The organism is Ruegeria sp. AD9 (assembly GCF_056542305.1).
Genome location: NZ_JBQFZP010000007.1, coordinates 101,959 through 125,405, shown reverse-complemented (window position 1 = coordinate 125,405; position 23,447 = coordinate 101,959). Strand labels below are relative to the sequence as shown.

Below are 23,447 nucleotides of genomic sequence, written 5' to 3'. Positions count from 1 at the left end.
TCTAATGGCAGTAGGTATCTTTGATTCCGGTTTGGGCGGTCTGACCGTCCTGAGTGCCGCACAGCAACGTCTGCCGGACGTTGATTTCCTGTATTTTGCAGACAGTGCACACGCGCCATACGGTGTGCGTGATGCCGAGGATATCTATCAGCTGACCCGCAAGGCGGTTCAGGATCTGTGGTCGCGTGGCTGCAATCTGGTGATTCTGGCCTGCAACACCGCCAGCGCCGCAGCGTTGCGGCGGATGCAGGAAGAAGGCGTGCCCAGCGGCAAACGCGTTCTTGGCGTTTTTGTCCCGTTGATCGAAGCACTGACCGAACGGCAATGGGGCGACAATTCCCCGCCGCGCGAAGTGGCCGTCAAACATGTGGCGTTGTTTGCAACGCCTGCCACCGTGTCCAGCAGGGCTTTTCAGCGGGAATTGGCATTTCGGGCCATCGGAGTGGATGTCGAGGCACAGGCCTGTGGCGGCGTTGTGGATGCCATAGAAGACGGTGACATGATCCTGGCCGAAGCCTTGGTGCGCAGCCATGTGGATGCGCTGAAACGCAAAATGCCAGAACCTCAGGCTGCTATTCTGGGCTGCACGCATTACCCGTTGATGGCCGAAGCATTCCAGGCGGCGTTGGGTGAAGATGTGCAGGTTTACAGCCAGGGTGCGCTTGTTGCTGACAGTCTGGCGGATTACCTGCAACGTCACCCCAACATGTTGGGCGAGGGCCCGAGTGGTTTTCTGACAACTGGCAAACCCAATGTAGTCAGCGACCGGGCGACGCAGTTCCTCCGACGACAAATCTCGTTCCAGGCTGCCTGACTTAGGTCAAGGACGCAGCCACTTTGCTTCCCTTATTTCAAGGCCGTCACATCGGCGGTCGAAACATGTGACACTCAAGTGAAAGAGGTCTGACATGACCCATAAAATCGCAATTTTGGGCGCTTCGGGCTATACCGGCGCTGAACTGGTGCGGCTGATCGCCGAGCACCCGAACATGGATATCGTCGCGCTGGCCGCCGAACGTAAGGCTGGCATGACCATGGCGCAGGTTTTCCCGCATCTGCGCCACATGGATCTGCCTGATCTGTGCAAAATCTCCGAGATCGACTTTTCGCAGGTTGACCTGTGTTTTTGCGCTTTGCCGCACAAAACCAGTCAGGAAGTGATCCGGGACTTGCCGAAAGATCTGAAAATCATTGACCTGTCTGCCGACTTCCGGCTGGCCGACCCTGACGAGTACGAAAAATGGTACGGCAATCCGCATACCGCGCTAAAACAGCAGGAAGAGGCGATCTATGGTCTGACCGAGTTCTACCGCGAAGACATCAAGGGGGCACGGCTTGTTGCGGGCACCGGGTGCAATGCGGCGACCGGGCAATATGTTCTGCGGCCGCTGATATCTGCCGGGGTCATTGACCTGGACGATATCGTTCTGGACCTGAAATGCGCCGTGTCAGGGGCAGGGCGGTCATTGAAGGAAAACCTGCTGCACGCTGAACTGAGCGAAGGCAGCAACGCCTATTCCGTCGGAGGGACGCACAGACATCTTGGTGAATTTGATCAGGAGTTTTCGAAACTTGCCGGTCGGGCTGTGCATGTGCAGTTCACGCCCCACCTTATCCCTGCAAACAGGGGTATTTTGGCCACAACCTATGTGAAGGGCGACCCGCACAGCATCTACGAAACGCTTGCCAAAGCCTACGCGGACGAGCCGTTCATCCAGATGCTGTCGATGGGTGAGACTCCTTCAACCCACCATGTGCGGGGGTCGAATTTCTGTCATATCGGTGTTGTGGCGGATAGGATTGAGCGGCGCGCAATTGTGATTGCGGCGCTGGATAACCTGACAAAAGGTAGCAGTGGGCAAGCCTTGCAGAACGCGAACCTGATGTTAGGTGAAGATGAAACTCTGGGTCTGATGATGGCCCCGCTTTTCCCGTGAGGATGGTATGAAAACGCTCAAGAAACGTCGGCGCGTACAAGTCATTCTGGTGGCAGTTGTTGCCTTGGTGGCGGCAACAGCGTTGATTGGCTGGGCATTGCAGGACGGGATCAACTTTTTCCGCTCACCCAGTGAGGTGATTGCTGAGCCGCCGAAACCAACCGAGGTGTTCCGGATTGGCGGATTGGTCGAAGAAGGTTCGATCATTCGCGGACAGGGCGAAACCATTCGTTTTGTTGTAACGGATGGCGGCGAAAGCGTTCCGGTCTCATTCACAGGTGTTCTGCCAGATCTATTCTCGGAAAATCAGGGAATGATCGGCACGGGCAGTTACGTGAATGGCGTCTTTGAAGCGACTGAAATTCTTGCCAAACATGATGAAACCTACATGCCGAAAGAGGTCATGGACGCTCTGAAAGAGCAAGGTGTCTATAAAGGCGCGGAAGAAAGCTAAAAAACCTCTGAACCTGCTTCGGAGCGTTGCGTGCATGGTGCATGCAGCGCTCCGTTTCGTTTTGAATCGTTAATGTCTGACGGAAACGGTGTGGCCACCTAACGTTACGAGGGTGGTATGCAAACGGTACGCCAAATTGCCAAAGATATTGTGGCCCGTGAAGGGGGCTTTGTTTATGACCCCGACGATCCGGGCGGAGCAACCAAGTTCGGGGTCACGATTCACACTCTGCGCAGGCTGGGCTTGGATCTGACCGGCGACGGCCGGATTGACGAGGCGGATGTGCGCGCTTTGTCCCCTCGGCAAGCGGTCGACATCTTTGTGCAGCATTATTTCGACAAGCCGCGCATTGGTGAGCTGCCCGAAACCCTGCATGCCTCTGTTTTCGACATGTATGTGAATGCCGGTGCGCAGGCGGTGAAGATTCTTCAGCGGCTGCTACAGGAAATGGGGTTTAACGTCACCGCCGATGGTGTGATCGGCCCGCGAACCGTGGCGGCTTGCGAAAGCGCGGCGCAGCCAGAGCCCGATGTTCTGCGCGACGCTTACGGAATAGCGCGGCGAAACTACTATTTTCGCCTTGCTGATCGGCGGGCTGCATCCAGAAAATACGCGCGCAGCCGTACAGGCGGCAAAGGTGGCTGGATAATGCGGGCCGAAGAGTTTCTTTCGCCGCGTTATCACCTTTCGGACAGCGACTTTAACAAAAGGATCGCGGCATGGGGCTGATTTCAAGTGTGCTGGCGCTGCTGTTTGGAAACGGCCGCAACGTCTTGCAGGAAACCGCAGAACTCTATCGTGAAAACACCGAAGCAAGCGCAGTACGGGCTAATGAGGTTCAAACTCAGGCCATGTTACAGTTTGGCTCCGAATTTCAGGCGCCTCAGAAGGGGCTGTTTGACCGTGTCATGGACGGCGTGAACAGGTTGCCGCGCCCGGCGCTGGCATTGGGAACGCTTGGCTTGTTCGTTGCCGCCATGGTCGACCCAATATGGTTTGCCGCACGGATGCAGGGCATAGCCTTGGTACCAGAGCCGCTCTGGTGGTTGCTGGGCGTGATCGTGTCGTTTTACTTTGGCGCGCGTCACCAAAGTAAAATGCAGGATTTTCAGCGGGATATCCGCTCAACCATGACGCAACTGCCAACGGTCTTGAGCAATATCCAGGCCTTGCGCACCATGCAGAGCGACAGCCCCGGTGCTGCCGATCCCGGTCCGGATGCTGTACTGACCCGCGATGTCGTACTTCCCGAAGAAAACCAGGCTCTGAACGATTGGCGAAAGCTTCGCGGTATCTGACCCGCGACACTTTGTGCGTGCAGAACTAGCTAAAGGTCATGGCCCCCGGTTCCGCACCGGCGTATATTCCGGGGCATGATTACAGAACTTGGCCACTTCACCCTGATCCTCGCGTTCTTTGTCGCCATAGTGCAAAGCGTTGTTCCACTTATCGGCGCCTCAAAACGCTGGACCGGCTGGATGGCCTTTGCAGAGCCCGCCGCGATCGTCCAGTTCCTGCTGACGGCGTTTGCATTTGGTGCTTTGATCTGGGCGTTTGTAACGTCTGACTTTTCCCTCAGGATTGTGGTCGAGAACAGCCACACGGCAAAGCCGATGCTGTACAAGATCAGCGGAACATGGGGCAACCACGAAGGATCCATGCTGCTGTGGGTGCTGATCGTCACCCTGTTTGGAGCGATGGCGGCTTTCTTTGGTGGCGGCTTGCCACCGACACTCAAGGCCCGTGTTCTGGCCGTTCAGTCGGCCATTGCCGTGGCGTTTTTCGGTTTCATCCTGTTCACGTCGAACCCGTTTGACAGGCTTGCCATCGCTCCGTTTGACGGGCGTGACCTGAACCCACTGCTGCAAGATCCTGGGCTGGCCTTCCACCCGCCGTTTTTGTACCTCGGCTATGTCGGGCTGAGCATGGCATTCAGCTTTGCGATTGCTGCCCTAATCGAAGGGCGTATCGATGCAGCATGGGGCCGGTGGGTGCGCCCCTGGACGCTGGCGGCATGGGTTTTCCTGACTATCGGAATCGCGTTGGGATCCTGGTGGGCTTATTACGAACTGGGCTGGGGCGGTTTCTGGTTCTGGGACCCGGTGGAAAACGCATCCTTCATGCCCTGGCTGCTAGCGGCGGCGCTGTTGCACTCGGCAATTGTCGTGGAAAAGCGCGAAGCGTTGAAAAGCTGGACCATTCTGCTGGCAATTATTGCGTTTGGATTTTCCCTGATCGGCACGTTTATCGTGCGTTCAGGTCTGCTGACCTCGGTACATGCTTTTGCCAATGATCCTGAACGCGGTGTGTTCATCCTGATCATTCTGGTCTTCTTCATCGGTGGCGCGCTTACCTTGTTTGCCGCGCGGGCGCAGGCGATGGAGGCCAAGGGCGTTTTTGGCATGGTCAGCCGCGAAAGCGCGCTGATCGTGAACAATGTCCTTCTTGCGGTCAGTTGTTTCGTTGTCTTTGTCGGGACGATGTGGCCGATGGTGGCCGAGATGATGTTCGACCGCAAACTCTCGGTCGGGGCGCCGTTTTTCAACGCGGCCTTTTCACCGTTCATGGTTTTGCTGGGTCTGATCTTGCCGATCGGGGCCATGCTGCCGTGGAAACGCGGTCGGTTGGGCAAAACGGCCTGGTCCCTGCGCTATGCCTTTGGTCTGGCGCTGGCGATTGCGTTGTTGGTTTGGGCAATGCAGACCGGTCGCAGCGCGCTAGGGCCCGTAGGCCTGTTTCTGGGGGCATGGATCACTTTCGGTGCCGCCATTGATTTGTGGAGCCGGACAGGCCGCAATGGCAGCTTCAAACGTCTGATCCGACTTCCGGGCGCCGATTGGGGTAAGGCAGTTGCCCATACCGGCCTTGGCGTGACGATCTTTGCGATTGCCGGTCTGACCGCGTGGGAGGCAGAAGATATCCGTGTGGCGCAGCTGAACCAGCCGTTCGAAGTGGGTCAGTTTACACTGACGTTGCAGGACGTGCGACGGGTACAGGGGCCGAACTATTTTTCAACCACGGCTGATGTTTTGGTGGAAAAGGGCGGTCGCGCCATCGGAACGCTGCATCCCGAGAAACGGGATTATCCCGTCGCACGCATGCCGACGACCGAGGCCGCGATTGACTATCGTTTTCTTGGTGACCTTTACGTCGTCATCGGGGATCAGCAGGCAGACGGTGGCTGGGTCATGAGAACCTATATCAAACCGCTGGCGAACTGGATCTGGGGTGGATGTATCCTGATGGCGCTCGGCGGTGTCCTCAGCCTGAGCGACAGGCGCTTCCGCGTCGCCGCAGGCGCGCGTAAATCCCCCGCTGGCGGAGTACCCGCAGAATGAAGCGCCTTGTTCTGATCCTGCTGCTGCTTTCAGCACCCGTGTTCGCGGTACAACCTGATGAAGTTCTGGACGACCCGGTTCTGGAGCAGCGGGCGCGCGACCTGAGTGTTGGATTGCGGTGCCTGGTGTGTCGCAATGAAAGCATTGACGAAAGCAACGCCGATCTGGCGCGCGATCTGCGTCTGCTTTTGCGCGAACGTTTGGTTGCGGGTGACAGCGACGAAGAGGCCATCTCGTTTATCGTTGACCGCTACGGCGAATATGTCCTGCTCAAGCCCACCACCAGTGGTTCGAACCTGCTGTTGTGGCTTGCCGGGCCGATCATGCTGCTGATCGCTGCCGCAGTCGGGCTGAACTTTCTTCGCACACGCGCCAGGGCGCAGGTTTCGGGTGAAACCGAAGCTCTAAGTGCGGAAGAACAAGAACGCCTTCGCCAAATTCTTGAAGACTGACGTTTGGTTCTGCTTTTCCCATCCTGCCCGGACAAGTAAGTGTGCTGAAACACGTGGCGCGAGGGAAAGGTTTTCATGAATTACGAAACGGTTCTATTGGACATATCGGACGGTCTGGCGGTTCTGACCCTGAACAGACCGGACAAGATGAACGCGCTGACCACTCGGATGCGGGCAGAGATTACCCACGCGATGAAAGACGCCGCGGTTAAAGCGCGCTGTATCGTTATCACCGGCGCGGGGCCGGCGTTTTGTTCCGGGCAGGATCTGGGGGATGCATCATCGACCGGCAAGATCGATCTGGAACGATCATTGCGCGACGAGTACGAGCCGATGCTGGAAGCCATCCACAGCTGTCCTGTTCCGACGATCGCGGCTGTAAACGGACCTGCTGCGGGGGCAGGGGCCAACCTTGCGCTGTGTGCGGACGTGGTTATTGCAACGGAGAGTGCGTATTTCCTGCAGGCTTTTGCACGTATCGGCTTGCTGCCCGATGCCGGGGGCACCTGGTTCATGCCGCGTCAGATGGGCTTGGCCAAAGCAATGGGGGCCGCCTTGTTTGCTGACAAGATCAGCGCCCGGCAGGCCGAAGAATGGGGCATGATCTGGGAAGCTGTCCCCGATGATGCGTTTGCCGCACATTGGCACAAAAGGGCAGAATATCTGGCCAAAGGTCCAACCGCCGCCTATGGCGCGATCAAGCGTGCCATCCGCGGGACCTACGAAAACACATTGCAGCAGCAGCTTGCAACCGAGGCGCATCTTCAAGGTGAATGTGGCCGGTCGCGTGATTTTGCAGAAGGTGTGGTGGCGTTCATGGAAAAACGCCCTCCGAAATTCGAAGGGCGTTGATAAGCGTTAGGAGCGGCGACGGCGACGCGTGCGGCGTTCGGGGCCTGCGTCGTCCTCGGTTCCGTCCGAAGCCGACGAAAACGGCCCCAGTGCCTCGGTGATCTGATCCAGTGTCGGGCGCTCGCCGCGCGAAGTGGTATCCAGCGCTTCGCGCATTTTGCGCAGATGATCAGGCATGGTCCCGCAGCACCCGCCGATGATTGTTGCGCCCGAATCCCGTGCCATGGCAGCATACCGACCCATCAGTTCGGGTGTCCCGTCATAATGGATATGGCCATCCACGTATTTCGGAATACCCGCATTGCCCTTTGAGATCAGCGGACGCTCGGTGCCTTGCGCTGCAAAACCCAGAACCGTGCGCAGGATATCCGACGCGCCGGTACCACAATTGGCCCCAAAAGCGATCGGTGGGTTTGGCAAGATTTCAACCAAAAGCGCAAGATCGGCCGAGGTGACACCCATCATCGTGCGCCCGGCCGTGTCAAAGCTCATCGTGCCGCACCAGGGCATGTCGGCCAGCGCAAAGGCCTCGGCTGCCGCGCGGAATTCCTCTGGCGCGCTGATGGTTTCCACCCAAAGAACGTCAACTCCGCCCGCTTTCAAAGCCTCGGCCTGTTCATGGAACATTTCAACCGCGTCGGAATGCGATAGGCTGCCGACCGGTTCCATAATCTCGCCGGTGGGTCCAACCGATCCGGCCACGACAATAGGGCGCCCGGCTTTGTCCGCGATTTCACGTCCAAGTTCTGCGCCGATACGGTTCAGCTCGCCCACGCGGTTCTGCGCATCATGCAGTTTCAGACGCGCCGCAGTGCCTCCAAACGTGTTGGTCAGAAACAGGTCGCTGCCCGCGTCGACGGAACCCTGGTAAAGCGCCCTGATCTTGTCCGGAGCATCCACATTCCACAGCTCAGGCGCGTCACCTGATTGCAGACCCATGTTAAATAAGTTGGTCCCCGTTGCACCGTCCGCAAGAATGGCGTCTTTGGTGTCCAGAAGTTTGCTCAGCGCGTTTGTCATAGGGTTATTCCAGAAAAAGCGTATAAACGCTGCGAAAAAACAGAGACGCCCCGTGTCTCATGACCAGGGCGTCAAATCAATTTCATAAAACTCATGAAGATCATGAATTTTGCATTTCAGGCAATCAGTGCTCGCCTTCCACCATCACCTGTTCTTTGGCTTCAACCAGAAGCTCGGCCATTTTCGAACGGATCGTGGCTTCATCCGCAAGATCACCCAAGTAGGCTTTGACCGCCTCGACAACATCGTCTTCGCCGACATGCTGTAGGTCGGTATGAACCAGTTCCTGGCCGTATTTCCGTGCCTGTTCAACAGTTTCGCCCTTCAGCGCAGACGCCCAGACAGCCATAAAGCGGTTGCGGCGCATCCGAGCGATGAACTGCATCTTTTCGTCATGGGCGAATTTGCTTTCAAACGCGGCTTCACGTTCGTCGAATGTGGTCATTGGTTGGGGACCCCTTGGATTACCGTTTCTCACTGATGATATGACAATAGGACACTCTGGGTGCAAGGTATTTGCGCTGCGTCAAAGGCCCTCGGGGCAGCGAACTTGCGGGAACGCAGGGCTTGCACTATGAGGACGCCAACGTGAAGGGACTCATTCCCTTTCGCCAGTCTGGAAAGGTCGCTTATGGCGCGTCGCAAGAAAATCTACGAAGGCAAGGCCAAAATTCTGTATGAAGGCCCCGAACCGGGCACCATCGTACAGTATTTCAAGGATGACGCCACCGCGTTCAATGCCGAAAAGAAAGACGTGATTGACGGCAAAGGCGTGCTGAACAACCGTTTGTCCGAGTTCTTCATGACCGGGCTGACCCAGATTGGCATTCCGAACCACTTCATCCGGCGCCTGAATATGCGCGAACAGCTGGTGCGCAATTGCGAGATCATTCCACTGGAAGTGATCGTGCGCAATTACGCGGCCGGTTCGATGTCGAAACGTCTTGGCATCGCAGAAGGGACGCAATTGCCACGTCCGATCGTTGAATATTGCTTCAAGGATGATGCTTTGGGCGATCCTCTTGTCACCGAGGAACACATCGCCGCGTTTGGCTGGGCCAGCCAGCAGGACATGGACGACATCCTCAGCCTTGCACTGCGCGTGAACGATTTCCTGAGCGGCGTGATGCTGGCGGTGGGTATTCGTCTGGTTGACTTCAAGATCGAAATCGGGCGCGTGTTTGAAGGCGACTATCAGCGGCTGGTCGTTGCGGATGAAATCAGCCCGGACAGCTGCCGCCTGTGGGATATCAAGACCGGTCAGAAACTGGACAAGGATGTATTCCGCCGCGATCTGGGCAGCCTGACAGATGCCTATTCCGAGGTCGCCCGAAGACTGGGTGTGCTGCCTGCCAGCAACGTCACCAAGCCGACGCTGATCAACTAAATACCACGCCTTAGCAGCGCCGCCCCCTCAGGGCGGCGTTTTGTCTTTGCCAAGTTGTTGGTAGAGCAGGGTGTTTGCGTGTGGCCGGGCCGTTTGATCAGATGACCATTCCGAAGCTTCCAGCTGCCGTGCCGGCAAAACTACTCGGGTCCAACTGACGGCGCAGGATCGTCACCTACCTGCGGCAAACTGCGTTTGAAACAGGGTTGTCGAAACCCATCAGGCGCGCTATCCCCCGCGCAACGAAATGGGCCTTGTATGCGGCCCTCAGGTGGAGTTGCCAAAATGAAAGCACGGGTTCATGTGATGCTCAAGAACGGGGTGCTGGACCCGCAGGGCGAAGCAGTACGGCACGCATTGGGTGCAATGGGCTTTGATCAGGTCGAAGGCGTACGTCAGGGCAAAGTCATCGATCTTGAGCTTGCCGATGGCGCAACCGAGGCAGACGTGACCGAGATGTGCGAAAAGCTTTTGGCCAACACCGTCATCGAACGCTACGAGATCGAACTGGTCTGATTGATGCGGGCCGCGCGTCTGATCACCTATCGTCAACCGCTTGAGGTGTCGACGATCCCCGATCCGGTTCCCGCCGAAGACGGTGTTGTGGTGCGAGTGCTGGCCTGCGGTGTGTGCCGGTCCGACTGGCACGCGTGGTCGGGCTCAGACCCGGACGTTGTCCTGCCCATGACACCCGGTCACGAGTTTTGCGGCGAGGTGGTCTCGGTCGGTGCGCGCGTTAAACGGTGGCGTGTTGGGGACCGGGTGATTGCGCCCTTTATCCTTGCCTGTGGGCATTGCCCGGACTGCGCAAAGGGTCATCAGACAATCTGTCCGAACCAGGTCGTGCCCGGCTTTACCTGTGACGGGGCTTTTGCTGAATATGTTGCCGTGGCTCATGCCGATGCCAACCTGACATCCTTGCCCGACAGCATCGCGCCTGAAATCGCCGCCGCATTGGGGTGCCGCGTAACCACGGCGTGGCAGGCGCTTGTTGGCCGGGCGCAGGTGCAGGGTGGTGAGTGGATTGCTGTATTTGGCGGCGGCGGTGTCGGAATATCAACGCTTCTTCTTGGCAAGGCGCTCGGCACGCGTGTTATCGTAGTCGATGTCGCCGAGGACAAGCTGGCCTATGCCAAAACTCTGGGCGCCGACGCGGTGGTCAATGCCGCGACATGTGATGCCCCACAGGCGGTGAAAGACATCACCGGTGGCGGCGCCGATGTTGCGATCGAGGCGCTTGGCGTCGAAGCCACGACCGTTTCCGCCATGCGATCCCTGCGCAAAATGGGGCGCATGGTGCAAATCGGAATGCCCACGGGGGACCATGCACAGATGTCGTTGCCGATGGATGTGCTCTATTCTGGTCAGCTCTCCGTATTTGGCACCCGTGGGATGCCAAGCTGGCGCTATCCGTCGCTGTTGTCGCTGATCGCGGGTCAAGGGGTCGACCTGAGCCCGCTGGTGACCCGGAAAATAACCCTGAACCAGGTAAGCGCCGAGCTTGCCGCTTTTGACCATCCAACGCCTCCGGGTGTTGCGGTTGTCACAGATTTTGTCTCGTAGGAGGGCCCGCCATGCGTGCAGCCGTAATCGTTTTCCCCGGATCCAACTGTGACCGAGATCTTGCCGTCGCCTTTGAGCAGGCCGGTTTTCAGGTCGATATGGTCTGGCACAAAGACGCGGCTTTGCCTGAAGGTATTGATATCGTGGGTGTGCCGGGCGGGTTCTCTTATGGAGATTACCTGCGTTGCGGCGCAATCGCGGCCCAATCGCCGATTTGCAAGGCCGTCGTCGAACACACGCAGCGCGGCGGTTATGCCGTAGGCATTTGCAACGGTTTTCAGGTTCTGACCGAAACCGGCATTTTGCCGGGCGCGTTGCTGCGCAATGCTGGGCTGAAATACATCTGCAAGACCGTTGGCCTAAAGGTTGAGACCAGCGACTGCGCGTTTACCAGCGGCTACAACGCAGGCGATGTGATCGGTATTCCGATTGCGCACCACGATGGCAACTATTTTGCGGATGACGCGACGCTGGCCGCGCTAAAAGATCAGGACCGGATCGCTTTTACCTATGCCGAAAACCCGAACGGCTCGATCGGGGATATCGCCGGAATCCTGTCGGAAAACCGCCGCGTTCTTGGCATGATGCCGCACCCCGAACGCGCAGCTGATCAGGGTCATGGCGGCACAGACGGGGTGGCGTTGTTCCGCGCATTGTCAGGTGTGTTTGAAGCGGCGTGACTTGAGGTCTCGCCCGCCGGGGCGTAACCTTTTGCCATGAACACAGAAGTTCGATCTGGCTGGTCAAATATGTTGAAACCGTTTCGTGGTGCACCGCTGGGCTGGCGGTTGCGGCTGGCGGTTCTTGTTCTGCTGGTCGCGACAATTGCAACAGTGTGGGTCACGAACCGGCTGTTGACCGACAGGTTCACCGAATCCACGCGCAACCGGGCGGAACTGCGGCTGACGCTGTATTCGGGCAACTTGCTGAGTGAACTGCGCCGCAACTCGATTGTTCCGCAATTGCTTGCCCGCGACCCAACGTTGATTTCGGCATTGCAGTCAGGCGATTACACCCTGTCGACACAGCGCCTTATTTCATTCGTGGAAGAGATCGGCGCGGCCTCACTGGTATTGCTGGACAGCGACGGGCGCACAGTTGCCGCGACCGACCGGAACAGGTTGGGCGAGGGGCACCGGAACACACCCTATTTTGTGGATGCGATCCGCTCGAACGCAACGATCTTCTCCGTTATTCCCAAGGACGCAGGCGGATACAGCTTTGTGTATTCGCGCCGGTTGGAGAACGGGGCCGAGTTTCTGGGGGTAATCGTCGTCGAGGTTGACCTGCAAAAGTTCGAACGCGCTTGGGCAGGTATCTCGGATGCGGTGATGGTTACCGACAGCACCGGCAACATCATTTTGTCCACGGAACCCCGCTGGCGCGGGCTGGATGAGAACACGGCGATGCTGCGCCAACCGCCACAAGGGGCGATCCAGCGCGCGATCCGGGCAACAACCGATTGGACCGCGCTGCCGCCTGATGCCTATCTTCAGGGCGAAGCGGTGATGCGGATCGAGACGCGCATTCCGTTCCGCGGCTGGCAGATGACCTCGTTCACGACCTATGCCTCGATCCGGGAAAAGGTGAACAGCGTTCTGGCGCTGGAAATCATGGGGTTTGCGATTCTTCTGGCGCTCGCGTTCTATGCGTTGAGCCGCCGTGCCACGTTGCGCATGACCCTGTTCCAGCGCGAGTCGGCAGAGCTTCGCGCATTGAATGCACGGCTACAGCGGGAAATCGCTGAACGTGAACGGGTTGAAAAGACGCTGGATTTGGCGGAACAGACGCTTGCGCAAAGCTCGAAACTGGCCGCCCTGGGCGAGATGTCGGCAGCGGTCAGTCACGAGTTGAACCAGCCTCTGGCGGCAATGAAAACCTATCTGGCCGGGGCCCGTCTGCTGCTGCGCCGCAACCGCCCGGAAGAGGCCCTTGCCAGCTTTGGCCGCATCGATGGTCTGATCGAACGGATGGGGGCAATTACCCGGCAGCTCAAGTCTTATGCGCGCAAGGGTGCGGATGCGTTTTCACCAGTAAATCTTGGTGAAGCGCTGGCCTCGTCCCTGTCGATGATGGAGCCGCAATTGCGTCAGCGACACGTGAAGATCACACAGATCGTACCAGAGGAACCCGTGATCGTGATGGGGGACCGAATGCGCATCGAACAGGTCATGGTCAACCTCTTGCGAAACGCGCTGGACGCCACCAAATCAGTGGCGGAGCCGGATGTGGAAATCATCCTGGCAGCTGGTGACACGGCTGTGCTGACCGTACGCGACAACGGGCACGGAATCGAGGATATCGAAAACCTGTTCGAGCCGTTCTACACAACCAAACAGCCCGGAGACGGTGTTGGTCTGGGGCTTGCCATCTCGTCGGGGATCGTGAACGACCATGGGGGACGGCTGACTGCACGCAACGGCCAATATGGCGGTGCGGTGTTTGAAATGCAGTTGCCTGCACTGGGAAGCGACGGCCTTGAAGCCGCGGAATAACGAGGAATGACTATGGCACAAGCCATGAAAATTGCCATTGTTGACGATGAACAGGACATGCGCCAATCGATCAGCCAGTGGCTCGCTTTGTCCGGCTATGACACGGAAACCTTCGCCAGCGCGGAAGATGCGCTCAAGGTGTTGGGTCCGGATTATCCGGGGATAGTGATTTCGGACATCAAGATGCCCGGAATGGACGGCATTCAGCTTCTCAAAAAGCTGATGGGCGCTGACAGCACCTTGCCCGTGATCATGATCACCGGTCACGGCGATGTTCCGATGGCTGTCGAGGCGATGCGTGTCGGTGCATTCGATTTCCTTGAAAAACCCTTCAACCCCGACCGCATGTCTGAACTGGCCAAACGGGCCAGCAATGCGCGGCGTCTCACATTGGACAACCGCGCGCTGCGCCGGGAATTGTCCGGCGGCACCCAGATCATGAACAAACTGATCGGTGCCAGCCCGGTTATGGAACGCCTGCGCGAGGATATCCTCGATCTAGGTCAGGCGGATGGCCATGTGCTGATCGACGGAGAGACAGGGACCGGAAAGACGCTTGTCGCACACGCCCTGCACGCGGTTGGAAGCCGTGCCGGCAAGAAATTCGTGCTGGTGTCCTGCGCGGCGCACGAGGAAGACGCGTTGGCCAAACGTCTGTTTGGGCCGATGATGCCTGAAGACGCCCAATTGCCCGCCATCGAAGAGGCGCGGGGCGGAACGCTGGTTCTGGAAGATGTCGAAGCGCTCAACGATTCCCTGCAAGCCAAGCTGCTCAGCGTGATGAACGAGCAGGGCACGCCGGCCGAGACACGCATCGTAGCGATCTCGAACCTGCAAGAGGCCGGAAAAACCTCCGAAGATGTCTTGCGGCCTGATCTGTTCTATCGATTGGCCGCCTTGCGCATCACCATGCCGCCCCTGCGCCAGAGGGGCGAGGACATCCTGACCCTGTTTACCCGTCTGAGCGAGCAGTTCGCAGAAGAATACGGTTGTGATGCGCCTCAGGTAAGCGCTCAGGAAGCCGCGCAGCTGTTGCAGGCGCCCTGGCCGGGGAACGTGCGCCAGTTGATCAACATTGCCGAACGCGCGGTACTGCAATCGCGCCGTGGGTCCGGAACGATCGCCTCGCTGTTGATGTCGGATCACGAGGAAATGCAGCCGGTCATGACCACCGAAGGCAAGCCGCTGAAGGAATATGTCGAAGCCTTTGAACGGATGCTGATCGACAACACGATGCGGCGGCACAAAGGATCTATCGCGTCTGTGATGGATGAACTGTGCCTGCCGCGCCGAACGCTGAATGAAAAGATGGCCAAATACGGCCTCCAGCGGTCGGACTATCTGTAAACTGTGTGACGGGGGCTCTGCCCCCGTCGCCTTTGGCGACTCCCCCGGGATATTTTTGGCCAGATGAAGGCAATCCCGCATGCCGCGGTTGGGGGCGGTGCAGTTTGCCCATTGTCTTTTCCACAGGACTGCTTTTATTGTGTCCGGACGGGCCGGGCCAGTTTTGTGTCCATAAGCCCCGAATCATTGAGTTTCGCTGCTTTGCTGAAGGTGATGACATATTATTCGCCGCAAAGCAGACCGATTGTGCCCCTTTCGGGGCAATGTAGTACCTGAGCCCGGAACGTCTGGGCGAAAGGAATAAATGGGCAGGCTGCGGCTAACGCGCCTGTCGGAGAAGAACCGCGATGACGCGCGCGCAACGATTGAGTGACCGGGCAGGGGGCCACAGCGCCAGACCCTGCCGCGCGCCGTCCGATATCGCCCTGACAAGACACCTCCCCAAATGTGCCTGTCCACCTGGACGGGTCAGGACAACGCGTTTGGCGCGGTGCACCAAGGACACATGGCTAAGAAAATGCTTATCGATGCCACCCACGCGGAGGAAACCCGCGTCGTGGTGGTCGACGGAAACAAGGTCGAGGAGTTCGATTTTGAATCCGAAAACAAGCGCCAGCTTGCTGGCAACATCTATCTTGCAAAAGTAACACGGGTTGAGCCGTCGCTTCAGGCGGCCTTTGTGGATTATGGCGGGAACCGGCACGGCTTCCTCGCGTTTTCGGAAATTCACCCGGACTATTACCAGATCCCCATCGCCGACCGCGAGGCGCTGATGGAGGAAGATCGCGCCTATGCCGAGGCCATGAAGGCGCGGGATGAGGCCGACGAGGGCAAGCCGAAAAAGCGGCGTTCGCGCGCCCGATCAAAGGCCGCGGATCTTAAATCGGACGATCTGGTCGAAACGATTGAAGTTTCGACCGAGCCGACCGGTATGGAAACCATCGACCTTGACGATGCCGACATGGAGGTGCCCGAGGGGACATCGCCTATGGAAATCGTCGGTGAAACACCTGTTGAGGAGCCTGCGGACAACGAAGCGCCAGAAGCTGTGTCAGATGACACTGCTGAGGAAACGGCTTCGGAAGACGAGGCTCAGGCTGAAACGGTCGAGTCTTCACAAGACGATGCAGCAGGGGATTCTGATGACGCGGCGGATGCTTCAATCGCTGACGATGGCGATGAAGCGTCTGAATTGTCTGAGAATGACCCGGACGCAGATGATGGCGATGCGGATGAGGAACACGCTGACGCAGCCGCGAAAGATGACACGATTGAAACCGTAGCCGAGGAAGACGACAGCGAGGACATCCGCCCTCAGCGCAAGCCACGCCCACGCCGGTATAAGATTCAGGAAGTGATCAAAGTGCGCCAGGTGCTGCTGGTGCAGGTCGTCAAGGAAGAACGCGGCAACAAGGGGGCAGCCCTGACGACCTATCTGTCGCTGGCAGGTCGCTATTGTGTTTTGATGCCGAACACCGCGCGTGGCGGTGGGATCAGCCGCAAGATCACCAACGCAGTTGACCGCAAAAAGCTGAAAGAGATCGCCGCGGATATTGATGTTCCGACAGGGGCGGGTTTGATTATCCGGACTGCAGGCGCCAAGCGCACAAAATCGGAAATCAAGCGCGACTATGAATACCTGCAACGCCTGTGGGAGCAGATCCGGGCATTGACCCTGGAATCCATTGCACCTGCGAAGATCTATGAAGAAGGCGATCTGATCAAACGGTCGATCCGGGACCTTTATAACCGCGATATCGACGAGGTTCTGGTCGAGGGCGAGGGCGGATACCGCATCGCCAAGGACTTCATGAAGATGATCATGCCGTCCCATGCCAAGAATGTGAAACGGTACGAGGACGCGCTGCCACTGTTTGCGCGCTATCAGGTGGAAAGCTATCTGGCGGGGATGTTCAACCCGACCGTTCAGCTGAAATCTGGCGGGTATATCGTGATCGGCGTGACCGAAGCGCTGGTGGCAATCGACGTGAACTCGGGCCGGGCCACGAAAGAAGGCTCGATCGAGGAAACGGCGCTGAAAACCAATCTGGAAGCCGCGGAAGAAGTGGCGCGTCAGTTGCGTCTGCGTGACCTTGCCGGTCTGATTGTCATCGATTTCATCGACATGGACGAGCGCAAGAACAATGCGTCGGTTGAAAAGCGTCTTAAGGACAAGCTGAAAACCGACCGTGCCCGCATTCAGGTCGGCCGGATTTCGGGTTTTGGCCTGCTCGAGATGAGCCGTCAGAGGCTGCGCCCGGGTATGATCGAGGCGACCACGCAGCCATGCCCGGCATGCCACGGCACCGGCCTGATCCGTTCGGACGACAACATGGCGCTGTCGATCCTGCGTCAGATCGAAGAGGAAGGCACCCGCCGCCGCTCGCGCGAGGTTCTGGTGCGCTGCCCGGTCAGTATCGCGAACTTCCTGATGAACCAGAAGCGCGAGCATATTGCACAGATCGAATCGCGCTATGGCCTGTCTGTACGGATCGAAGGCGATGTGCATCTGGTCAGCCCGGATTTCTCGATGGAGAAATTCAAGACCGCCAGCCGCATTGTTCCCGAAGCGACAGCACCTGTCGTGTCGGTCGATGCCTCGCTGATGGATCTGGTCGATTCTTCGGACGAGGAAGAAACCGAAGAGGATATCGCGCCGACCGAAGATGACACCAAACCCAAGCGCAAGCGCCGCCGTCGTCGTCGCAAGAAGGGCGGGGGCAATGGTGACGCGCCGGAACAGGGCGCGGATGACGGTGAAGGGGCAGAGCAGGAGGATGCCGCAGGCGAATCCGCTGAAACCGAGACCGCTGTCGAGGCAACCGAAGCCGAAGCGACGGAAGAGGAAAAACCCGCCAAGCCCAAACGCAAGCGCGCTCCGCGCCGTCGTAAGAAAGATGCGGTGGCAGAAGAGGCTTCGGAACAGACAGAAGCAACTGATGCCGATGCCGGGGCTGATGCACCGACGGTTGAAGAGGCGGCCTCAGACGCTGAATCCGAACCTGCCGAGGCGACTGTCGCCGAGCAAAGCGAAGCCGCTGAGGCCGCTGATGCTGCGCCTGAAGCAACAGAGGTTGCCGAGCAGACTGAGGAAGTCGCCCAAGCTGAAGCGATCGTTGCGGTGGAAGAACCTGAAGTTCAATCTGCCGATGAGCCGGTCGAAGACGCGCCCGTGGAAGAAACACCCGTGGCAGCAGAACCTGAACCGGTGCTTGAAACTGTGGCAGATGAACCTGAGCCAGAATCCGACAGGCCCAAACGGCGCGGATGGTGGTCGTTGGGCAACTGATGAAAGGGCGGGCAGATTTGCCCGCCTTTCTTATTTCATTAAGTCAGTCGGATTTTCGGATCAGATAGACCTGATGTTCACCATCCAAATCCTGAGACAGCAATGTGTGGCCAGCTTCGGCGCAAAAATGCGGGACATCGATGATGGCTGCCGGGTCATCAGCCAGTACACGCAACACAGAACCTTGCGGCATGGATTTCAGCCGTTTGCGGGCCTTGAGGACGGGCAGGGGGCAAAGAAGGCCCAGCGCATCCAGCGTATCTGTAATCTCTGACATGATTTTCGGGATAGGGCGTAGTTGTAATATTGTCCAGATTCCAAGCACGAGGATGTGACTCATTGGCCCCGTGACGGACCGCCAATCATCACTTATGTGCTTAGACATGTTCGGAATAGAAATCATAGACGCGGGGCTGCTGCCCGCCATGTTTGTTGCCCTGCTGGGTGGCCTGATCAGCTTTCTGTCGCCTTGTGTGCTGCCCATCGTGCCGCCCTATCTGGCATATATGAGCGGCGTCACGATCAACGAAATGCAGGATGAGACCCGCGCCCGGCGCAAGGCAACCATGTCAGCGCTGTTCTTTGTGCTGGGCCTGTCGACGGTTTTTCTGCTGTTGGGCTTTACCGCATCTGCTTTTGGAGTGTTCGTGCTGCAAAATCAGGTGCTTTTTGCCAAGCTGTCGGGGGCCGTTGTCATTGTCTTTGGCCTGCATTTCCTGAATGTCTTCCGCATCCCCTTTCTGGACCGCGAAGCCCGGATCGAAACCGGTGATTCCGGTGGCTCGGTCTTTGGTGCTTATATTCTTGGATTGGCCTTCGCATTCGGCTGGACGCCCTGTATCGGGCCCCAACTGGGCGCGATCCTGTCCCTTGCGGCGACCGAGGCCTCGGTGGCGCGGGGCACGCTGTTGCTGGGTGTCTATGCGGCTGGATTGGGTATTCCGTTCCTGCTCGCAGCCATGTTCCTAAACCGCTCTATGACGGTGATGAACCGGATCAAGCCCTATATGGGTGTGATCGAAAAGGTCATGGGCGGGCTGCTTCTGTTCGTGGGCATCATGCTGGTCACAGGCCTGTTCACCCGCTTCAGCTGGTGGTTGCTGGAAACCTTTCCGGCGCTTGCGAATTTCGGCTGAGCGTCTGACCCCCTTACCTTGACCTAAAGCCTGCGTTAACCTGCGCGGCAGAAGGTAAAGGCATGAGCAGTCAGAGAAATCAGTCACAGGTGCGCAAACGCCGGGTGTTCTACATCCCCGGTTATGACCCGATGCCGCCGCGACGATATCGCGAGCTTTACCGAACCGAGTCGCAGGCGCAGGCCCGGATCTCGGGATATGAGATCGCCATGGCCCCCAAGTCCGTAAAAGGTCTGTTCGGCTGGTCCGTGACATCAATGCAGGACGGTGCGTCTGTTGAGACAGAGATCGAAGTACTGGTCTGGTCAGACATCGTGCGCGACAGCATGTCCGCGTCGATCCCTGCAACCTACGCGCAGTTGGCCCACACGGCGTGGATATACATTTCGACCGGTGCTTTGTGGCGCCTCATGCGGTTGCGCAAGGGCCCGGTGATTGCGGCGCTCTATCCGGTGGCGATGTTGGTGTCTCAGTTGCTGGTTGCGCTTGCGGTCGTGTGGGCATCTGTGGTTGTGGCCGGCTGGTGGGGCCTGTTTCCGGGTATCGCCGTTGCGGTTGCGCTGATGCTGTGGTTCCGCAAAATCGACAACCGGCTGTTTGCCTACTACCTGATGCATGATTATGCCTATTCCGCGCAGCTGAAGGGGGAAACTCCGCTTAAACTGAAGGACAGACTGGCCGTATTCCGCAAGGCGATTGAAGCCGCTCTGATATCTGGTGTGGATGAGGTACTGGTCGTGGGCCACAGTTCGGGCGCGCATATGGGGGTGTCTGTTCTGGCCGACCTGATCCGCGACAGGGCTGTGCCGAAACAGGGGGCAGAGTTGTCGTTCCTAAGCCTGGGGCAGGTGATGCCTATGGTATCCTTTCTGCCAAATGCGCATGGCCTTCGGTCCGACCTTCAATTCCTGTCCTCCAGTTCAGACATCACCTGGGTCGATGTCTCGGCCCCCGGGGATGGCTGCGCATTTGCGCTGTGTGATCCGGTGGCCGTCACAGGGGTGGCCGGGCCGGACAAACGCTGGCCGCTTGTCCTTTCAACCGCCTTTACCCAAACCCTAGCGCCTGAACGTTGGAAAGCCCTGCGCTGGCGGTTCTTCCGACTGCATTTTCAGTACCTTTGCGCCTTCGATAAGCCGGGTCTGTACGACTATTTTCGGATAACGGCAGGCCCTTTGACGCTGAAACAGCGGTTCCTTGGGCGCACGCCCTCGCGCAGCCGGATTGAGACGCCAGTGTCCAAATACACGTCAGTGCACCTATGACCCCGCCCAAGCCCCAGCCGCGCGCAGACAAGGTTTCCCTACTGCGCTATCTGAAACTGTTTCGTCAGGATCTGCTGTCTGCACAGCCAGCGCGCCTTTACCGCGCGTGGATGGCCGAATTTAGGACACCCTTCTTTCGATCTTTCCTGATCAATCAACCAGACCTGATTGACACCGTCCTCAGGAAACGCCCCGAAGATTTCCCTAAATCGGGCCGGATCAGCGAAGGCCTGCGCCCCTTGCTTGGAAATTCGGTGTTTCTGACCAACGGAGAGACGTGGAAACGTCAGCGGCGCATCATTGACCCGGCATTTGAGGGCGGGCGGCTGAAAGACACGTTTCCCGCCATGCTGGCCGCGGCAGACGCATGTGTTGAGCGGTTGCGGCCCCATGTCGGCAAACAGATCGAAGTCGAAGAACAAACAAGCCACGCCGCAGCGGATGTGATTTTTCGCACCTTGTTTTCGGTGCCAATAGACCACGCCATAGCCAGCAAGGTGTTTGAAAAGTTCCGCAACTACCAGCGCGAACAACCTCTGCTGAACCTTGCAGCCTTCGTTCCGCTGCCCAAATGGATGCCTCGGTTTCACTCCCGGACGACACGGAAAAACGCCGAAGACATTCGTAACCTGATCACTGACCTGACCCATGAGCGGGCTGAGGCGATCAAGGCCGGAACCGCCCCCGATGATCTGGCAACCAAGATCATGACGACCGCTGATCCTGAAACCGGCCAGTTTTTCGGGCCCGAGGAGATGGTTGATCAGGTCGCGATCTTCTTTCTGGCAGGCCATGAGACCAGCGCATCGGCTCTGGCGTGGACATTGTATCTGCTGGCAATTTATCCCGAATGGCAGGAAAGGATTGCTGACGAATCTGCCGCTCTGGACGATCCGACATTTGCCTCGGTTTCCAAACTCAAGATCAGCCGCGACGTGTTTCGCGAGGCACTGCGCCTTTACCCACCAGTTCCCATGATGGTGCGAGAGGCCACGTGCCCACACCGTTTTCGAAACAGGGACGTTCCCAAAAGGTCACAAATCGTAATCAGCCCCTGGCATCTGCACCGTCACGAACGATTATGGGACAACCCCGACAGCTTTGACCCGACTCGCTGGAACAGTGAAAACGGCAAGACATGCCAGCGCGAAGCATATATCCCGTTCTCCGCAGGTCCCCGCGTTTGTACCGGGGCCGGGTTTGCCATGGTCGAAGGGCCGCTGATCCTGTCGATGCTGGTGCGAAATTTCAAATTCGAAACAATCAGCGGCAAAACGCCGGTTCCGGTGGCCCACCTGACCGTTCGATCCAGGGATGGCATATGGTTGCGGCTGATTGAGCGCTAACAAACTACCATCGGTCCTGACTGTGATGTATGCGGGGGGAGACATCGGAATCATCATTGAACGGGAAAACACTATGGCCAAAGCAGAACAGCGCGCGCAGATGATCAACGGCGCAGGCTTTATCGCGGCATTGGATCAAAGCGGCGGCTCGACCCCGAAAGCTTTGGCGTTGTACGGCGTTGACGCGTCGACCTACAGTTCGGACGCTGAGATGTTCGGTGAAATACAAAAGATGCGCGCGCGGATCATTCTGGCAAATGACTTCACCAAGGACAAAGTCATCGGTGCGATCCTGTTCCAACGCACCCTCGGGGAAGAGATCGAGGGCCGCAAGGTCGCAGATTACCTTTGGTCGGTCAAAGGCATCGTGCCTTTTCTGAAAATCGACAAGGGCCTCGAGGATCAGGCCAACGGCGTTCAGCTGATGAAGCCGATCCCCGGTCTGGCCGACACGCTGGCAAAGGCAGAAGGCGTATTCGGCACCAAGGAACGTTCGGTCATCCACGAGGCTAATGCCGAAGGCATCGCGGCCGTGGTCAGCCAGCAATTCGACGTCGCCCGTGAAGTGACTGACGCCGGGATGGTTCCAATCGTCGAGCCGGAGGTCAACATTCATTCAGAAACCAAAGCCGAGGCCGAGGAGATTCTGAAAGCTGAAATCCTGAAGAACCTCGACCAGCTGGTCGAAGGGCAGGAGGTCATGCTGAAGCTGACGATCCCGACACAGGCAAACCTGTATGACGAACTGGCCGACCATCCGCGCGTTCTGCGCGTCGTCGCGCTGTCAGGCGGGTATTCGACCGAAGAGGCCTGTAACCTGCTGGGTCAAAACGGCAAAATGATCGCGTCTTTCTCTCGCGCACTGACCGAAGGTCTCTCGAAACAGCAGTCAGACGCCGAATTCAACGCCGCTTTGGGCGGCAATATTGACAAGATTTTCAAAGCCTCTGTCTGATCCTCAGACGGGTTTCGTGAAAGAGCGGCGCAACTGTGCCGCTTTTTTTCTGCTGATACAGCCCTCGGCATGGTCATTGACCAGTCCCATGGCTTGCATGAACGCAAACACCGTCGTGGGGCCAACAAACTTCCAGCCCCGTTTCTTGAGGTCCTTCGACATCGCCACCGACTCGGGCGATGTGGATGCCGATTGCGGGGGCGGCGGGGTTTCCGCCTCATACCGCCAGACATAAGCCGCCAGCGATCCTTCAGGCGCCACCAGCTCCTGCGCGCGGCGGGCGTTATTGATCACCGCCTCGATCTTGCCCCGGTGGCGAATGATCCCATCATTTTGCAGCAGACGTTCAACATCTACTTCAGAGAACTCGGCCATCTTGTTGAAATCAAATCCATAAAACGCTTCTCGGAAATTCTCGCGCTTGTTCAGGATCGTGCGCCAGCTAAGACCCGACTGAAAACTTTCCAGGCACAGTTTCTCGAATAACCGCTGATCATCCGAGACCGGAAAGCCCCATTCGTTGTCATGATAGTCAAAGAATTCCGGCGCGGCCTGGCACCAGGAACACCGAGGTTGACCGTCTGGCCCCAATACTGTGTTGCTCATGAATG

23 protein-coding genes are annotated in these 23,447 nt (G+C 58.0%); 19 read left to right on the top strand and 4 right to left on the bottom strand.

What is annotated here, in order from left to right:
* The first annotated feature begins 4 nt into the window (after positions 1–4).
* The 8 genes from murI (at position 5) to ACR0AM_RS12500 (ending at position 7,033) form a co-directional block, all read left to right on the top strand.
* Complete coding sequence (murI, locus tag ACR0AM_RS12535) at positions 5–814, top strand: glutamate racemase (RefSeq protein ID WP_480623077.1); 810 nt, start codon at positions 5–7, stop codon at positions 812–814.
* Between the two features lie 94 nt (positions 815–908).
* Positions 909–1,937 carry an N-acetyl-gamma-glutamyl-phosphate reductase gene (gene argC, locus ACR0AM_RS12530; protein ID WP_480623076.1) on the top strand — a complete coding sequence of 343 codons (1,029 nt, stop codon included), beginning with the start codon at positions 909–911 and terminating at the stop codon, positions 1,935–1,937.
* Between the two features lie 7 nt (positions 1,938–1,944).
* On the top strand, positions 1,945–2,391 hold the full coding sequence (ccmE, locus tag ACR0AM_RS12525; RefSeq protein WP_209504023.1) for a cytochrome c maturation protein CcmE: 447 nt from the start codon (positions 1,945–1,947) through the stop codon (positions 2,389–2,391).
* 117 nt (positions 2,392–2,508) lie between these two features.
* Positions 2,509–3,120: a holin-associated N-acetylmuramidase gene (locus ACR0AM_RS12520; protein ID WP_480516923.1), complete on the top strand. Its 612-nt coding sequence runs from the start codon at positions 2,509–2,511 to the stop codon at positions 3,118–3,120.
* A complete protein-coding gene (locus ACR0AM_RS12515; RefSeq protein ID WP_480623075.1) occupies positions 3,111–3,689 on the top strand; it encodes a holin family protein in 579 nt (192 codons plus the stop codon). The genes ACR0AM_RS12520 and ACR0AM_RS12515 overlap by 10 nt, the downstream gene beginning before the upstream one ends.
* A 75-nt stretch (positions 3,690–3,764) precedes the next feature.
* The gene (locus tag ACR0AM_RS12510; protein ID WP_480472601.1) at positions 3,765–5,729 is read left to right on the top strand and encodes a heme lyase CcmF/NrfE family subunit; all 1,965 of its coding nucleotides are present in this window, start codon (positions 3,765–3,767) and stop codon (positions 5,727–5,729) included.
* Positions 5,726–6,181, top strand: coding sequence for a cytochrome c-type biogenesis protein (locus ACR0AM_RS12505; RefSeq protein ID WP_480553427.1), 456 nt, complete (start codon positions 5,726–5,728; stop codon positions 6,179–6,181). The genes ACR0AM_RS12510 and ACR0AM_RS12505 overlap by 4 nt, the downstream gene beginning before the upstream one ends.
* 75 nt (positions 6,182–6,256) lie before the next feature.
* On the top strand, positions 6,257–7,033 hold the full coding sequence (locus tag ACR0AM_RS12500; protein ID WP_480472605.1) for an enoyl-CoA hydratase-related protein: 777 nt from the start codon (positions 6,257–6,259) through the stop codon (positions 7,031–7,033).
* A 6-nt stretch (positions 7,034–7,039) separates the two neighbouring features.
* Here ACR0AM_RS12500 and bmt read toward each other — a convergent pair whose 3' ends face one another.
* Positions 7,040–8,053, bottom strand: a complete 1,014-nt coding sequence (gene bmt, locus ACR0AM_RS12495; protein ID WP_480623074.1) for a betaine--homocysteine S-methyltransferase — start codon at positions 8,051–8,053, stop codon at positions 7,040–7,042.
* A 124-nt stretch (positions 8,054–8,177) separates the two neighbouring features.
* Positions 8,178–8,498, bottom strand: coding sequence for a DUF1476 domain-containing protein (locus ACR0AM_RS12490; protein ID WP_480472609.1), 321 nt, complete (start codon positions 8,496–8,498; stop codon positions 8,178–8,180).
* A gap of 186 nt (positions 8,499–8,684) precedes the next feature.
* Here ACR0AM_RS12490 and purC point away from each other — a divergent pair, with 186 nt between their 5' ends.
* The 7 genes from purC to ACR0AM_RS12455 all read left to right on the top strand — a co-directional run bounded on the left by purC (position 8,685) and on the right by ACR0AM_RS12455 (position 18,134).
* Positions 8,685–9,440 carry a phosphoribosylaminoimidazolesuccinocarboxamide synthase gene (purC, locus tag ACR0AM_RS12485; RefSeq protein WP_209504015.1) on the top strand — a complete coding sequence of 252 codons (756 nt, stop codon included), beginning with the start codon at positions 8,685–8,687 and terminating at the stop codon, positions 9,438–9,440.
* 285 nt (positions 9,441–9,725) lie between these two features.
* Positions 9,726–9,956, top strand: a complete 231-nt coding sequence (gene purS / locus ACR0AM_RS12480; protein ID WP_117872765.1) for a phosphoribosylformylglycinamidine synthase subunit PurS — start codon at positions 9,726–9,728, stop codon at positions 9,954–9,956.
* 3 nt (positions 9,957–9,959) lie between these two features.
* Positions 9,960–11,003, top strand: coding sequence for a zinc-dependent alcohol dehydrogenase family protein (locus ACR0AM_RS12475; protein WP_480623073.1), 1,044 nt, complete (start codon positions 9,960–9,962; stop codon positions 11,001–11,003).
* 11 nt (positions 11,004–11,014) lie between these two features.
* On the top strand, positions 11,015–11,683 hold the full coding sequence (gene purQ, locus ACR0AM_RS12470; protein WP_480472613.1) for a phosphoribosylformylglycinamidine synthase subunit PurQ: 669 nt from the start codon (positions 11,015–11,017) through the stop codon (positions 11,681–11,683).
* Between the two features lie 69 nt (positions 11,684–11,752).
* A complete protein-coding gene (locus ACR0AM_RS12465; protein WP_480481076.1) occupies positions 11,753–13,498 on the top strand; it encodes a sensor histidine kinase in 1,746 nt (581 codons plus the stop codon).
* 12 nt (positions 13,499–13,510) lie between these two features.
* Positions 13,511–14,845, top strand: a complete 1,335-nt coding sequence (locus ACR0AM_RS12460; protein WP_480476731.1) for a sigma-54-dependent transcriptional regulator — start codon at positions 13,511–13,513, stop codon at positions 14,843–14,845.
* A gap of 505 nt (positions 14,846–15,350) precedes the next feature.
* Positions 15,351–18,134, top strand: a complete 2,784-nt coding sequence (locus tag ACR0AM_RS12455; RefSeq protein WP_480623072.1) for an Rne/Rng family ribonuclease — start codon at positions 15,351–15,353, stop codon at positions 18,132–18,134.
* Between the two features lie 43 nt (positions 18,135–18,177).
* Here the strand turns inward: ACR0AM_RS12455 and ACR0AM_RS12450 are convergent, their stop codons facing one another.
* Positions 18,178–18,411, bottom strand: coding sequence for a sulfurtransferase TusA family protein (locus ACR0AM_RS12450; RefSeq protein WP_480558467.1), 234 nt, complete (start codon positions 18,409–18,411; stop codon positions 18,178–18,180).
* Between the two features lie 106 nt (positions 18,412–18,517).
* Here ACR0AM_RS12450 and ACR0AM_RS12445 point away from each other — a divergent pair, with 106 nt between their 5' ends.
* From ACR0AM_RS12445 to ACR0AM_RS12430, 4 genes are all read left to right on the top strand, one after another.
* Positions 18,518–19,270, top strand: a complete 753-nt coding sequence (locus tag ACR0AM_RS12445; RefSeq protein ID WP_267364596.1) for a cytochrome c biogenesis CcdA family protein — start codon at positions 18,518–18,520, stop codon at positions 19,268–19,270.
* Between the two features lie 62 nt (positions 19,271–19,332).
* Positions 19,333–20,535, top strand: a complete 1,203-nt coding sequence (locus ACR0AM_RS12440) for a hypothetical protein (RefSeq protein WP_480623071.1) — start codon at positions 19,333–19,335, stop codon at positions 20,533–20,535.
* Positions 20,532–21,881 (top strand): cytochrome P450, encoded by a 1,350-nt coding sequence (locus ACR0AM_RS12435; protein ID WP_480623070.1) that lies wholly within the window; start codon positions 20,532–20,534, stop codon positions 21,879–21,881. The genes ACR0AM_RS12440 and ACR0AM_RS12435 overlap by 4 nt, the downstream gene beginning before the upstream one ends.
* 73 nt (positions 21,882–21,954) lie before the next feature.
* A complete protein-coding gene (locus tag ACR0AM_RS12430) occupies positions 21,955–22,836 on the top strand; it encodes a fructose bisphosphate aldolase (protein ID WP_480623069.1) in 882 nt (293 codons plus the stop codon).
* A gap of 3 nt (positions 22,837–22,839) precedes the next feature.
* Here the strand turns inward: ACR0AM_RS12430 and ACR0AM_RS12425 are convergent, their stop codons facing one another.
* Entirely contained in the window at positions 22,840–23,442 is a 603-nt protein-coding gene (locus ACR0AM_RS12425; RefSeq protein WP_480623068.1) for a DNA-3-methyladenine glycosylase I, read from the bottom strand.
* Between the last annotated feature and the right edge of the window lie 5 nt (positions 23,443–23,447).